The sequence below is a fragment of the Sarcina sp. DSM 11001 genome (assembly GCF_900101015.1).
In the GTDB taxonomy this organism is placed as follows: domain Bacteria; phylum Bacillota; class Clostridia; order Lachnospirales; family Lachnospiraceae; genus CAG-791.
On the sequence record NZ_FNFZ01000012.1, the window covers coordinates 53,999 to 68,936 of the forward strand.

The following is a 14,938-nucleotide window of genomic DNA, read 5'->3' on the forward strand; positions in this document are numbered from 1 at the left end:
AAGACCCCTGCGGATTCCACGTTTGATTTCACGTTTGTGAGACGCAGCAAGGTCGCACGATCGATAATCAAAACCATCATAAGGAGGAGGCGGCATGGCACAGATCAGGGAGATCATCAGGCAGACACAGAATAAGTTTCTGAACATGTTTGAATTCAGGGGGAAAAATAAAGTCGGACATGATTTCCGCTACTTTGTTGCCTCCCGCGCGGAATCAGACAGTGATCTGAAGGCGGTCAGCGGTGAGAATCATCCGGACGGTGTCATCATGTATGCACTGTATGGAGAAAAAAAGGACCGGGTCGTCCTGATCCGTCAATACCGGTTCCCCCTCGGAGGTTTCATTTATGAATTTCCTGCCGGCCTGGTTGAAAAGGGAGAGGACTACAGGGAATGCGCGGTCCGGGAAATGCACGAGGAGACAGGACTTACCTTTACCCCCGTTCAGGCGGATCCCATGTTTGAGGAGGCCCGTTTCACGACAGCCGGTCTGACTGATGAATCCTGCTCCATGGTCTACGGCTACGCAGAGGGAGAGCCCAGCCGCAAATATCTTGAGGAAGGCGAGGAGATCCAGATCGTCCTTGCCGACAGGGAGGAGATCCGCCGCATTCTCAAGGAGGAACGCGTTGCCCTGATGTGCGCCTACCAGCTTATGCATTTTCTGGCAGATGAAGAACCCTTTGCTTTTTTGAACATATAAGCCCCGGACCTGGGGGTTATAAGGCCTTTAAGATTATATGGCCTTTTAAAACTTTTTAAGATTATCAGCCTTTTAAAAATTGAACGGAGACGTACTTTTGCTGACGGTTTGTAAGAAAGGTTTGTAAGTGGGTATTCAAGAAAAAGAGCACGAAACAGAGATAGCAGAAAACAGCAAAACAGAGGACAAGGGGGCTGTGGGAACTGTTTCTGCCTCTTCCCTCAGGGACTGGATCACAGAAGGCCATAAAAATCAGATCAGGAATCTGCCCAGAGGGAGTGCGGCTGTTTTGATCCCGATCCTGATCAGGGACGGGGCTTATCATGTTCTGTATGAAGTACGTGCAGCAAAGCTCCATACTCAGCCCGGTGAGATCTGTTTTCCCGGCGGGAGGATCGAACCCGGAGAGCTTCCTCTGGAAGCTGCCGTGCGCGAAGCGACGGAGGAACTGCTCATCCAAAGGGACCAGATCGAGATCGTCGGAGAACTGGAAAAGACCACCGGCCCTGGTATGATTGCTTTTTATTCCTTTATCGGTGTTTTGAACGATTATGAAGGAACATGGTCCGAGGACGAGGTCGAACGCGTCTTCACTATTCCCCTGGAATGGATCCTGGAGCATGATCCCGATATCTATAAAATATCCCTTGAACGCCATTTCCCGGACGATTTCCCTAATGAATATGTTCCAGGGGGGCCGGATTACCATTGGAGAAACCAGTACCACACAGTTCCTTTTTATCCGGACGCTGTCCCCAGAAAGGGAGATGAACCCGTTCTCTGGGGTATGACCGCCCGCGTGACCTATGCGCTGGCTGGACTCCTCCGGGAGGGACGAGTAAAGCTTTAAAGAGAAAAACCGGAATGATCCGGGAAAATCAAGATATCGGAAAGAAAAACCGGAATGATCCGGTAAAACGGGATATCGGAAAGAAAAACCGGAATGGTCCGGGGAAAATCGAGATATCGGAAAGAAAAACCGGAATGGTCCTGCAAATCGGGATATCGGAAAGAAAAACGGAAAACCGTAAAGAGAGCTTGGAAAAGAGTAATAAAAAACGCCCTGCGCGGCTCAAAGGGAGACGCACAGGGCGATGACTTGTTTTTTCCTATGTATACGTATGACACGTATGATACGTAAGATTCCGTTTTTTATGCGGGCTCCTGATCAGTTCAGTGCGGACTAGTTCAATGGACCAGTTCAGCACGGACCAGTTCAGCACGGACCAGTTCAGTCACGATCAGTTCAGTGCAACATTCGTGGCAATGTAGTAAGAATAGCCGTGGTTTTTGCAGTACCTTGCGATTGTCTGGCGCATAGCTGTCCCTCTTGCATATTCAAGCAGGGCGATGGAATAGCCTGCAGCTTTGACTCTCTTGAGGTAAGCTTCATAGTACTTGCGGTCGGAAGCGAGCTGGATGGCAAATTTGTTTCCGTTGTAATTGGTGATCCTTGTCAGGACTTCTTCCTGCATGACTCCATCGAAGCAGCCCTTTTTGCCGTTCTTGATGCAGTGGGTTACGAATACGTCGCCGCCGTTGATGATGACTGGCAGTCCTTTATTTTTGCATCTTCTGAGAGTGTAGACGAGGCCGTTAAAGATGCCGGCGCGGGGGTATACATAGAAAACATCCGTATTGTCGACCCAGAGTCCGTCGACACCCTTTTTCTTGAAGTTTGCAACCAGACTGTTCACTACGAAATCCTGCCATTCCTTTTTAGAGGTATCGATCCAGCGCTCATTTTTCCAGTTTGTATAACCACCGATCGTGTATTTCTTGAAACGATTGTAGTAAGAGCGGTAGGTGGCGATGGAACCGATGCTCAGATAGGTGTAGACCTTGCGTCCGCCTGATTTTAGCTTTTTGATTTCGGCAGCGGTATATTTCTCTGCATCGATGACGATGGACTTGTAGTTTTTGACGCGGGAAGTATTGCCGTGCAGATTTACACCGATGAAAACACCCCAGGTTGTGGTCGAGGCTGCGTCAGCCGGTACAGAGGTGACAGGCATTATCACAGTAAGGCAGATCGCCGCGGAGAGAAGAAGAGAAAGAAAGCGCTTCTTCATCGTAGTGGTCCGAGTTGTTTTGTTGGTTTTACTCAAAATAACCCTCCTTTATTTTGGGACTAGATGTTTACGCAGTCGTTTTTCAGATCAGAGGATCCGGTTCTTTCCAGTTCGTAATTCCGGTAAAGATCCTTTGGGAATCTCCGGTCCTTCGGGACTGCGCAGTGTTCGTTATTCCGTTCTATGGTATTGGAAACATATTGTAACATCATTTTTATTTTTTGTATAGTATTTCATTTTTATGCACTGAAAGCGACATATTCACATAAAAGTTACATTTCAGCGGTTTTTACGGACTGACAGGGGCAGAGTTATATTATGGTCTGGAAAAAGATTTTGTTCATTTTTAACCCGGTATCAGGGCGGTCACAGATAAAAAACAACCTGATGGAGATCCTTGAGATCCTGTCCGGCGCGGACTTCAAGGTCGTCTGTTATGCGACGAAAGCATCCGGAGACGCAAGACGGATCGTGCGCGAACGGGAAGACGACTATCTGTACATTGTCTGCGCGGGAGGCGACGGTACCCTGGATGAGGTGGTCAGCGGGATGATGGAGAGCCGGGACAAGCCCTTTGTCCCGATCGGGTATATTCCTGCAGGAACGACGAATGATTTCGCCACAAACCTGCATATACCTTCGGATATGAGAATGGCCGCAGAGGTTATTGCCCACGGGAAAACCTTCCGCTGTGACCTCGGACGGTTTAATAAAAAAGATTATTTTACATATGTGGCAGCATTCGGAGTCTTTACGGGGACTTCCTATCAGACCCCGCAGGAACTCAAAAATCAGCTGGGGCATTTTGCCTATATCCTGCAGGGCGTGTCTGAACTGGGGAAAATGCGCGCCTACCATATGCATGTGAAGGCGATTGAGGCGAAGGAAGCTGAGAACGGAAAAAACAGTCCATATGATATAAGTACATATGATGTATTTGAAGAAGACGGCAGAAAGGATGCGGACTATACAAAGGACGTGGGCAGTCTACAGAACGTACGGGCAGCAGGCAGAGCCGGCAGCCGCAAAAAGGCTAAGGAGGGAATCATCGATATCGAGGATGATTTTGCCTTTGGGATGATCACAAATTCCCGCTCAATCGGGGGAATCCCGAATATCACCGGACCCGACGTTGATCTGCAGGATGGACTTTTTGAGGTGACACTGATCCGTTTGCCCAGAAACCCGCTGGAGATGAGTGAGATCGTGATGGCCCTTGGAAATACGGAGATCCGCACGGAGATGGTCACGACTTTCAAGACCTCCCGCATCACGTTCTCCTGCGAGGAAAAAATCGACTGGACCCGCGATGGAGAGTACGCAGGAGGACATAAAAGAGTCACTCTGGAAAATATCCCCGGCCAGCTCAGGATCCTGGTGCCGGAAAAAGACGGAGATTTTTATTGAGGTAATGGGCAGCAGCCAGATTGAAGGAATGGGCAGCTGCCGGATTGAAGGAATGAGCGGCGGCCGGATTGAGGGAATAAGCAGCGGCCGGAATGATTACCGCAGCTGGTCGTTCTCTCTGGCGTCTGCCACAGCCCTGAACATAAAGAAGTCCTCCGGCGTGGTGATCTTGACATTGTCCGCGCCGCAGTCGACGATCGAAAGGGGGCGGCCGTAGTGGTGCATGAGCGTACAGGTGTCGATCATGTTTGTCAGCCCTTCGCTGATCGCCCGCTCCTGAAGGTCCAGGATCTCATTCAGCCGGCAGCCCTGGGGCGCCTTGGCGATCCTGGAACGGTTCCTGTTTACGACCTCTTCGACCTGCTGAGTCTGGTCATTGACGAGAACGACTGTTTCCTTGGCGGGCCCGCTGCTGATACTGGTGCCATTCTTCTCGACACAGCGAAGGTTTGCCGTGATGAGATCTTCGTCGATCAGGGGACGGACACCGTCGTGGATCAGCACTGTGTGTGCTTCCCGCCCGTAGACTCTCGCCGCTTCCTTCAGCCCGTTATAGATGGACATCTGCCCCGTCTCACCGCCGGGGACGATGGAGACGATCTTTTCGAGGCGGTAGGTATATTTCAGCTCCTCCATATAGGGGATCCAGTCTTTGATGCAGACGACGATGATCCCGTCGATCTCCGGATGGCGGTTGAATATTTCCACGGTATGGACAATGATGGGCTTGCCGTGCACAAAAAGAAACTGTTTGGGGCGGTCTTTGGCGTGCATTCTCTGTCCGGATCCGCCCGCAAAGATCACGGCTAGATTTTTAATCGCTTTATTTTTATCATCAGAAACATTTTTATTATCAGAAGTCTTATTATTAGAAATATTAGAAATCTTCTTATAATCAGAATTGGTATTCATAAAAAACTCCGCTGCGAATATGTCTGTCAGAAGTATTATCAGAGAAACAGATCAGGGAAAACAGACTGTCGGTTTTCCACGGCTTGACGGCAGATTACGATGATAATCACGAGATTTACTTGATGATATGATGATGAATATCAGTATGCTGCCGATTGGTTTTATCCTGATTCATCATACACCAAATTGTGATTCGGGTAAACAATCCGGTACGATAATAGCCCGGTAATGGTTATTGTAATGATTGCCTGGACCGGAACAGCTCTGTAATTGCTGAACCGGAACAGTTATGAAAAAAGGATTGAAAAAGGATTAAGAAATAAACAATGAATAGATTTATGAGACTGGTCCGGGGGATACCCGGACAGGGAGTGCCTGCATCCGGTGAGGCTGCCGCTGTTCAAGATGATCATCATGATGAGCAGGGCACCGACTCCACACACGATGAATATAAAAAGGTGACCCGTTTTTTCTCCGTTTATTTTGTAGTCATAACGCTCATCCTTCTGTGGAATCTTTTCCATTGTACCACAACCTCCTGGGTTACCCGGGATGCAGTCAGTCTGTCAGAAACAGTTAAGTCAGGAACAGTTGAATCAGGAAATGACTGGTCAGAAACAGGAGAACCGGGAACAGGAGAGCCGGAAACAGGAGAGTCAGAAACTGGCGGGGCGGGAACTGTCCAGTCAGAAACGGAGAAAGAGACGATTGAATTGCTCGACGGGCAGTCTCTGATCCTCCACACTGTGGATCAGGACGAGGAAATAGTCAGCAGCGAAGCTGGTGGAAATGCTGTCCTTCGCGGAGCGGCTCTTCTGGGCTACGAGAACAGGAATGCCCTTCGGTTTACGGACGAATCAGTACAGGCGGAAGTCATCCGCGCAGAGACAGGAGAGGTGCTGGGTACAGCAGACCTCCTTCTGAGGAATCAGACGCCCTATCCTGCGGACGAGATGATGATGTATTTCACTTTTTCCACACCTGTTGCCGGGACAGCCGGAGAGGAATTGGAACTCAGATTTTCTGCAGAAGGACTGCCCAGAAACGGGATTTTTTTCACCGGCCTTACAGAAGAGGACCTTTCGGGACAGGATTCCTCAGGACAGGATGGTTTAGAGCAGGATTCCTCAGGACAGGACGCTTCAGGACAGAGTTCTTCAGGAGAGGGTTCTTCAGAGCAGGATCTTTCAGGTAATGCCTTTTCCGGGCAGGACAAAGTGGTTCGGGCAAGGCTTTTTTATGAAAAGAAGATCTGGTCGCCGTTTACGTCGCTCCTGTATTTCCTGGCGGAGGCGGCTCTGGCTGTTTTCTGCCTGAAACTCTATCGAAAAAAACGGTTTCCTTTCTGTGCGGACAGCAGAAGCTCCGACGGGATTATCCGGGGAAATACCCGTACAAGGTTCCGTGACCTGGTTCCCCTTATCGTCATCCTGATCGTTTTTCTGTTTTCCATGGCTTTTTCCTATATCCATGCAGTCAGGAAAGCGGTACACTCTGTTTCCGCAGAAATGCTGACCAGCCAGCTGATGCAGCAGTACACTACGATCCCGAAGCTGGAGGAGGAAGAGGAGACTGTCAGGATCCGCCCCGGTCAGAGGGTCCGCCAGATAATTATCCCCGGACAGGATCAGCTTTCGGGACTCGGAATCAGGATCCAGAATAAGGAGGGCATGGAAGAGACCCTTCTGAACTGGAGTCTCTATGATGAGACCGGGACGAATCTGCTGCGCAGCGGAAGCGGCAGGATCGGCAGATTGAAAAAAATAAGTTCCATCCTTCCCAAAGAGAACATGTCTGAGATTTTCCGGACAGAGACTGAGCGATATCTGGAACTTCCTCTGGACGCACCAGCTCCGGAAACAACGGGCAGGCATTTTGTGTTTGAGCTCTCTGTCCCTGAGGAATCAGAGGATTCCGTCAGAGTCTACGCCAGAAAAATGACCAACGGTTCCGTATTCAGAAGCTCAGGACAGGATGTTTCACTGGAAAACGAGGATGCCGAGGATGGCCAGGACGGGATAGATTCCCTGTCAGGTTTTGAAATGAATTCAGAAGCAGATTCTGAAATAAATTCAGAAGCAGATTCTGCAACAGATTCTGAAATCCTGCCTCTTGAAATCTGCACAATGGGAATTTACAGGAATAACGGGTTCATGAAGGCTCTCTTTGTGAGACTCAGTTTTGCCATGTGCCTGCTTCTGATTCTCCTGTTTTTCGCCGCGAAAGTACTGCGCGGCAGGCCGGAGCTCCTTTATCTTGCCTGTGCGGTCAGTATGGGACTGGTGTTCAGCTTTATGACTCCTCCCTGGACGATCTCCGATGAGAGGACTCATGTTGATACGGTTTACATGGTCTCCAATTCGCTTCTGGGGATCACAGATACACCGGGGCCTGAAAAAATGTACAAGCGGGCCTGTGATATCGACATGTCGATGAACTACACGATGCCAATCACTACTGCCAGATACCGGGCAGTGGAAAGCGGTCTCTTCGCTCCCGCCTCTTCTGTACATTTTGCGGGAGAGAGCAGTACCAGCAGCGGGAACGGTCTTGAGCTCACTGCCTGTTTTGCTGAGACATCCCTGGCGAATGTTTCCATCCTTTGTTATCTGCCGTCCGCAGTCGGCTTTACCATTGCCAGACTGCTGGGGAGAGACATGATCACTATGTTCATGGCGGCGAGATGGGTGAATGTGCTTGTCTGTTCCCTGATCATCAGTTTTGCTGTGAAACGGATTCCCTATGGCGGAGCCTGCCTGGCAGCCATTGCGTTGTTCCCTAAAACTCTTCAGCAAATCGCCTCCTGTTCCTATGACGGAGTCGTCATCGCGGGAACCTTTTTGTTCATCGCCTACTGTATTGCGGCAGCTTATGACAGACGGTTCAGCATAATGGATCTGCTTGTCCTCTTCCTGTCGGGCTTTTTTGTCGCTTCCTCCAAGGGCGGTACTTATGTGCCTCTGCTGGGGATCGCCCTGATGATCCCCTTTACCGCAAAGAAGCTGCACAGAGAGAATATTGAACTGCAGTCGGTATGGAAAGGCATTACCGCAGCCCTCCTGGGCAGCTGCGCTGTACTCTTTTTCGGAAAATTCGTAGGCCTTGTTTTTGGCATGCTTATGCGCCAGTCCGGCACAGCAGTTTATGGGGCTGGAGCTTCTGAGAGAACGCTATATTCACTTTCAGACCTCATCAGTTCTCCTGGCAAGCTGATCGACCTGTTTTTGAATACTGTAAACGTCCGGGGTGACGGCCTGATCAGTGAAATGGTCGGCAAAAATCTCTGCCAGAGATGGTACCTGGTCTTTGCCTTCCTGTTTCTGGCCTTTCTCGGGATACTTCATGAGAGAAAAAGCGGGGACGGGATTGAAAGAGAGACTGTGTCAGACCAGAAGTCTCAGCACACTCTCCCCTGCTATATCAACATGGGTGGGAGGGTCTGGCTCCTCTTCCTGGCGGCTTCGAGTACGGCACTTGTCTTTTTGTCCATGCTCGTCGCTTTTACGACAAAAGGAGCTGCTTATATTGAGGGCATCCAGGGAAGGTATCTCCTGCCGATCATACCTCTGGTGTATCTTGCGGCGGAAAACAGAGTGCTGAGCAGGGAAGGAATCAGGGACGATCATATTCTCTACGCGGAAGCATGTCTGCTCGCCCTGACCTTCAGCCAGATTCTTCTGTATTACTTTGGAGGAATCTGATCCTGGACTCGAAGCCGCTTTATATTTACGGAATCTGTTTTATCTGCTGGAAGCAATGGTATTATTGCTTAACCTGATTTTGCTTAAAGCTGCTTTATTGTTGCGGAATCTGTTTTATCTGCTGAGAGCAGTGGTATTATTGCTCAACCTGATTTTGCTCAAAGCTGTATTATTTTTGCAGAATCTGATATACTGCACAGAGAAAAGGTGCCTTCAAAAATATTGAAAAAGGTGCCCTTAAATTTAAAAAATCATGGGGTATAGAGAATATGACGATCATCGTGACCGGCGGAGCCGGATTTATCGGAAGCAACTTTGTTTTTTATGAGCTAAAAAACCATCCGGAGGACCGCATTGTCTGCATCGACAAGCTGACCTACGCCGGAAACCTCTCGACACTGGCTCCTGTCATGGAGAAACCGAATTTCCGCTTTGTGCGGATGGACATCTGTGACCGTGAAGGAATCTATAAGCTGTTTGAAGAGGAAAAACCTGACATTGTCGTTAATTTCGCGGCGGAATCCCATGTGGACCGTTCGATTGAGGACCCGGAGATCTTTCTGCGGACCAATATTATCGGGACATCTGTCCTGATGGATGCCTGCCGCAAATACGGGATCACCCGCTATCATCAGGTCTCTACAGATGAAGTGTATGGAGATCTGCCGATCGACCGGCCCGATCTGTTTTTCACAGAGGAGACGCCGATTCACACCAGCAGTCCCTACAGCAGTTCCAAGGCTTCTGCGGACCTGCTTGTGCTGGCCTATCACCGGACCTACGGGCTGCCGGTCTCCATCAGCCGCTGCTCCAATAACTATGGTCCCTATCATTTCCCGGAGAAGCTCATTCCTCTGATGGTCATCAACGCCCTGCACGACAAGCCCCTGCCGGTTTACGGCGAGGGACTCAATGTCCGCGACTGGCTCTATGTCGAGGATCATTGCAAGGCGATCGACCTCGTCATGAGGAAGGGCCGTGTCGGTGAGGTCTACAACATCGGCGGTCACAATGAGATGAAAAATATCGATATCGTCAGACTGATCTGCAAGGAGCTGGGCAAACCGGAGAGCCTGATCACCTATGTGACGGACCGCAAAGGACACGACCTGCGCTATGCCATTGACCCGACCAAGATCCACAATGAACTCGGCTGGCTCCCGGAAACCATGTTCAAGGATGGAATCAAAAAGACTATCCGCTGGTATCTGGACAATCAGTCCTGGTGGCAGCCGATCATTGACGGCGAATATCAGAATTATTACGAGAAGATGTACGCCAACCGGTGATACCTGGTGATACCTGGCAGGCAGGCTTGGCAGGTTTTTCGCGCATGACAGCAGCAGGCTTGGCGAGTAAGGGCATGCGGAAGTGAGTCGCCGGGTACGGTTTCGGCTGACTCCTTCGAAAACGGAATCATAAAAAAGAATTCTAAAAAGAAAAATCTTCCACATCTGTTAGTGGCTTTTTCTTCAGGAATCACTAATTCTGGTGAAGATAACTGCAAAATACTACTATTTGCGGAAGAGCCAAAAAGAATTCTCAAAAAAATCAAAAGAAATTATCAAAAGGAATTATCTATATGAAAGTACTGGTAACAGGTGTCGGCGGTCAGCTTGGGCACGATGTCATGAATGAGCTGAGCTGCAGAGGGTATGAGGGAATCGGGAGCGACCTGGCACCGGCATATTCCGGCCTGCAGGATGGAACTCCTGTCACTTCCATGCCCTATCTGTCTTTGGATATCACGGACAGAGAGGCTGTGATGAGAGAGATCGGCAGACTTCGCCCCGACGCCGTCGTGCATTGCGCCGCCTGGACAGCGGTCGATGCCGCCGAGGAAGAAGCTAATCAGGACCTTGTCCGCAGGATCAACGCGGATGGCACCCGCTATATTGCCCAGGCCTGTTCGGACTGCGGCAGCAAAATGGTCTATCTGAGCACGGACTATGTTTTTGACGGGACAGGGACTGAACCCTGGAAGCCTGACTGCAAGGATTACAGCCCCCTCAACGTATACGGACAGTCGAAGCTCGAGGGTGAATTTGCTGTATCAGAGACTCTAAAAAAATACTTCATCGTCCGGATCGCATGGGTCTTTGGCATCAACGGCAAGAACTTTATCAGGACCATGCTTGATATAGGAAAAAAATACGACACGATCCGGGTCGTCAACGATCAGATCGGAACTCCGACCTATACTCTCGATCTCGCGAGGCTTCTCGTGGATATGATCGAAACGGAGAAATACGGATATTACCATGCGACCAACGAGGGCGGCTTCATCTCCTGGTATGATCTCGCCTGCGAAGTGTTCCGGCAGGCCGGCTATCCCACAAAGGTGGTCCCTGTGACAACACAGGAATACGGTCTCTCGAAAGCCGCCAGACCCTTTAACAGCCGCCTGGACAAGTCAAAGCTTGCGGAAAACGGCTTTACCCCCCTGCCGGACTGGAAAGATGCCGTCCGCAGGTACCTTGAGGCCTGCCTTTCCTGACTTTACAGGGAATCAATCTTTTCCAGGAAATTGATTATTCCAGGAATTGATCCTTTCTGGAAACCAACTTTTTCCAGAAAATTGATCCTTCCAGGAAAACAATCTAATCCAGGAAATCAATGGAAAACACAGGAAATATGTGATAAGAAAGCATGATAAGTGAACATGATTTAACAATTTTTCCTTTGTTTTTTCATATTTATCAATTATGTTTATCAATTATGATCCTGAGACCAGCCCCCGGATGTACAAACGGACAGATACGGGAAGTTTCTGGAAAGTCATCTATATGCGGCAGATACTGGTGCCATAGGTGGGAAATTTCCGGGGCGGAACAGGAGAGTATCATCAGAGAGGACAGACGAAAATTGGGACAGATCACAGTGACAAAAACAGAAATCGACGGCCTTCTCATCGTAGAACCTCAGGTCCACAAGGACGACCGCGGTTTTTTTATGGAGACCTATAATCAGAAAGATATGCAGGAGGCAGGGTTGGATATGATCTTTGTCCAGGACAATCACAGTATGTCTGTCCGCGGTGTCCTGCGCGGCCTGCATTTTCAGAAACAGTACCCCCAGGGCAAGCTTGTGAGAGTTATCCGGGGAGAGGTTTTTGATGTGGCTGTTGATCTGCGCGAAAACAGTCCCACATTCGGAAAATGGCACGGAATCATACTTTCCGAAGAGAATAAAAAGCAGTTTTATATTTCAGAGGGCTTTGCCCACGGCTTCCTGGTCTTGAGCAAAACCGCCGAGTTTCTTTACAAGGTCACGGATTTTTATCGGCCGGGAGATGAAAGCGGACTGGCCTGGAACGATCCTGAGATCGGGATTGAATGGCCTCAGGTCACCGGGACCTACAGAGGAAACGCCGACAGCGAAGGATACAGTCTGGAGGACGGCACCCCTCTCATTCTGAGTGAAAAAGACAAGTACTGGAAAGGGCTGTCAGAGACTTTCCACTTCGGAGTGTAGAAATTTACTTTGTGGTGCAGGAATCTGCCCCGAATAAAGAAACTCAATTCGGAGTATAGGAATATACAAAGGAAGAACCTATGAAACAGAAGACACATATTTTTGCAGTCTGCGCTTACGGGGAGAGCCCCTATCTGGATGAATGCGTGCGTTCGCTCCTGGCCCAGACCGTAAAATCGGAGATCATTCTGGTGACCTCCACTCCCAATGACCACATTCGCAAGTGTGCGGACAGGTATGGTCTCAGAGTTCTGGTCAACCACGGTCAGGGCGGAATCACCCAGGACTGGAATTACGCTTATACCCATTCCCATGCCAGGTATGTCACGATCGCTCACCAGGATGATTTTTATGAGCCCGATTTTCTGGAAAATGCCCTTAAAAGGCTGGAAAAATCGAGAAAGCCGCTGATCTTTTTCACTGACTATTTTGAGATCAGGGATGGTGTGCGGGTCTATAAAAACCGCCTGATGTTCATCAAACGGCTGATGCTGCTGCCCATGCTTTTACCGGGGGCGGAGCACTCCAGGTGGATCCGCCGCAGGATCCTTTCCTTTGGCACGCCCATCTGCTGTCCTTCTGTCACCTATGTTAAAAAGAACCTGCCTTACGCAGTATTCCAGCATACCTTCCTGGCCTGTGAGGACTGGGAAGCCTGGGAGATGATCTCCAAGATCAAGGGGGATTTTCTCTACTGCACAGAACCTCTGGTGGGCCACCGCATCCACGAAGAATCCGTGACGACCTCTATTATCCGAAGCCACCAGCGCAGCAATGAAGAGATCATCATGTTCCGCAAGTTCTGGCCGGAATGGATCGCCCGTATCCTGAACAGGGAGTACGCGAAAGCCCAGAGTTCCAACGAACTGGAAGACGAAGAATGACAGAAGAAGGACAGAAGAATGACAAGAGGGACGGCTCTTCTGTCACATTAACAAGTGGCGGAGAGCGGTCCTTTTTTTAACTCTTTCCAGGAGATATGGCTCAACATCAACATCCTCCCGGGGGACCAGCAGACTGCAGGAACCGTCCTTCCAACCGCATACCAGGGGATGCAGACATCTATCGCTGCAATTGGACCAAGTAGTTTGCAGGAACCATCCTTTTAACCGTCCTTTCAGCTTTCATTAGTTCCACATCTGATCGATACGATATGAATAAACTGTCTAAAAATTATCTGATGACAGGCGGGTATCAGCTCCTGAACATTCTGATCATGCTGATCATCACCCCCTATTTGACGAGGACGCTGGGGAGCCAGAGCCTGGGAATCGACGCCTATGTCCTGTCGATTGTCCAAATCTGTCAGATCATGGGGTCTCTGGGGAGCACTGTCTATGCCAACAGGGAGATCGCCTACGTCCGCACAGACAAAAACCGGCTCACCTGCGTGTTCTGGGAGCTCTTTATCCTCAGGATCCTGCTGGGGAGCATCGTCACGGTCTTTTATCTGGTGATCGCCTTTCATTCCGCCTACAAGGCTGTTTTTCTGATCCAGCTGATCACTCTGCTCAGCTATTATCTGGATGTCTCCTGGCTGTATATCGGGACAGAGGACGTCGCTCCCCTCACGCTCTGCAGTGCAGTCGTGAGGCTCTGCACCACGCCCCTGATCTTTCTATTTGTAAAAACACCCGCCCACCTGAACCTTTACGTCGCCATTTACGCAATGACCCTTGCCCTGATCTGCGGGATCCTGCTCTTCGGGGCCCGCAAAAGGGTCGGCAGACTGCCCTTCGGACAGCTGAATCTCGGACGGCACTTAAAACCCGTCATCGCCCTGTTTCTGCCGCAGGCGGCGTCTTCCCTCTATGTCATGTTTGACAAGACGATGCTCGGCCTTCTGGCCTCCGATTTTTCCAGAGTCTCGATCTATGAAAAACCGGAACTGATCGTCAAGGCGCCCACGGTCCTGGCAATGGCCCTCACGACCGTGACCATGCCCCGCATCGCCTTCTGCCATGCCCGCGGCCGCAAAGAAGACATCCGGGACCTGGTCCGCAGCTCGTTGGAGCTGGTTTTCCTGCTCTTTATCCCGATCAGCGCAGGAGTCGCGATCGTGGCTCCGATCTTTATCCCGGCTTATCTCGGACCTGCCTATATGGACAGCGTCCGGGTCGTCTGGATCTTGGCTCCGATCATCCTGGCGATCGCTATGACCAACGTGAGCGGATCCCAGTTCCTGACCGGCTGCAATGAGACAGGATATTTGAGCCTGTCCTATCTGGTGAGCGCTGTCTTTAACATCGTGGGAAACTTCTTCCTGATCCCCCACTTGGACGAGATCGGGGCTTCCTTTACGACGCTCGGCGCGGAATGGCTGGTCGTTCTCATACAGTTCAGTGCCATGTACCGGATCCTTGGCAGGATTGGCATCCGGCAGATTGCCTGTAAAAAGCTGATCGCGGGGGCAGTCATGTCCGCAGTAATCCTCCCGCTCCCTAAACTCCTCGGCAGTACCCTGCCGGTCATGCTCCTGCAGATTGCCGCCGGGGCAGTAGTCTATTTTATAGCCCTTGTCATCATGAAGGACAGCGGCCTGTACCACAGGCTCAATATGCTGCGGAACAGGGAAGGATAGCTCCTCTGACCGCAATTTGATCAATATAAGGACGGAATTCCTGACTGCGTTTTGATCATTAAAAGGACAGCATTCCTGACTGCACTTT

At 50.2% G+C, this 14,938-nt stretch carries 11 protein-coding genes; 9 read left to right on the forward strand and 2 right to left on the reverse strand.

Annotation, left to right across the window (positions count from 1 at the left end; genetic code table 11):
* Window positions 1–94 precede the first annotated feature (94 nt).
* Window positions 95–703: an NUDIX hydrolase gene (locus tag BLT02_RS07995; protein ID WP_092993466.1), complete on the forward strand. Its 609-nt coding sequence runs from the start codon at window positions 95–97 to the stop codon at window positions 701–703.
* Between the two features lie 127 nt (window positions 704–830).
* Window positions 831–1,553, forward strand: coding sequence for an NUDIX hydrolase (locus BLT02_RS08000; RefSeq protein ID WP_092993468.1), 723 nt, complete (start codon window positions 831–833; stop codon window positions 1,551–1,553).
* A gap of 391 nt (window positions 1,554–1,944) precedes the next feature.
* Here the strand turns inward: BLT02_RS08000 and BLT02_RS08010 are convergent, their stop codons facing one another.
* Complete coding sequence (locus BLT02_RS08010) at window positions 1,945–2,811, reverse strand: endo alpha-1,4 polygalactosaminidase (protein WP_092993475.1); 867 nt, start codon at window positions 2,809–2,811, stop codon at window positions 1,945–1,947.
* Between the two features lie 282 nt (window positions 2,812–3,093).
* Here BLT02_RS08010 and BLT02_RS08015 point away from each other — a divergent pair, with 282 nt between their 5' ends.
* Window positions 3,094–4,182, forward strand: coding sequence for a diacylglycerol/lipid kinase family protein (locus BLT02_RS08015; protein ID WP_092993478.1), 1,089 nt, complete (start codon window positions 3,094–3,096; stop codon window positions 4,180–4,182).
* Window positions 4,183–4,278: 96 nt separating this feature from the next.
* On the opposite strand, the gene BLT02_RS08020 is transcribed toward BLT02_RS08015, so the two are convergent.
* Window positions 4,279–5,094 (reverse strand): IspD/TarI family cytidylyltransferase, encoded by an 816-nt coding sequence (locus BLT02_RS08020; protein ID WP_092993481.1) that lies wholly within the window; start codon window positions 5,092–5,094, stop codon window positions 4,279–4,281.
* Between the two features lie 326 nt (window positions 5,095–5,420).
* Here BLT02_RS08020 and BLT02_RS18090 point away from each other — a divergent pair, with 326 nt between their 5' ends.
* From BLT02_RS18090 to BLT02_RS08050, 6 genes are all read left to right on the forward strand, one after another.
* Window positions 5,421–8,795: a DUF2142 domain-containing protein gene (locus BLT02_RS18090; protein WP_092993484.1), complete on the forward strand. Its 3,375-nt coding sequence runs from the start codon at window positions 5,421–5,423 to the stop codon at window positions 8,793–8,795.
* A 269-nt stretch (window positions 8,796–9,064) separates the two neighbouring features.
* Window positions 9,065–10,084 carry a dTDP-glucose 4,6-dehydratase gene (gene rfbB / locus BLT02_RS08030; protein WP_092993487.1) on the forward strand — a complete coding sequence of 340 codons (1,020 nt, stop codon included), beginning with the start codon at window positions 9,065–9,067 and terminating at the stop codon, window positions 10,082–10,084.
* Window positions 10,085–10,377: 293 nt separating this feature from the next.
* A complete protein-coding gene (rfbD, locus tag BLT02_RS08035; RefSeq protein ID WP_092993490.1) occupies window positions 10,378–11,292 on the forward strand; it encodes a dTDP-4-dehydrorhamnose reductase in 915 nt (304 codons plus the stop codon).
* A gap of 368 nt (window positions 11,293–11,660) precedes the next feature.
* On the forward strand, window positions 11,661–12,269 hold the full coding sequence (gene rfbC / locus BLT02_RS08040) for a dTDP-4-dehydrorhamnose 3,5-epimerase (protein WP_092993494.1): 609 nt from the start codon (window positions 11,661–11,663) through the stop codon (window positions 12,267–12,269).
* Between the two features lie 80 nt (window positions 12,270–12,349).
* Complete coding sequence (locus BLT02_RS08045) at window positions 12,350–13,153, forward strand: glycosyltransferase family 2 protein (RefSeq protein ID WP_092993497.1); 804 nt, start codon at window positions 12,350–12,352, stop codon at window positions 13,151–13,153.
* A gap of 269 nt (window positions 13,154–13,422) precedes the next feature.
* Window positions 13,423–14,850 (forward strand): flippase, encoded by a 1,428-nt coding sequence (locus BLT02_RS08050; RefSeq protein ID WP_092993500.1) that lies wholly within the window; start codon window positions 13,423–13,425, stop codon window positions 14,848–14,850.
* The last annotated feature ends 88 nt before the right edge of the window (window positions 14,851–14,938 follow it).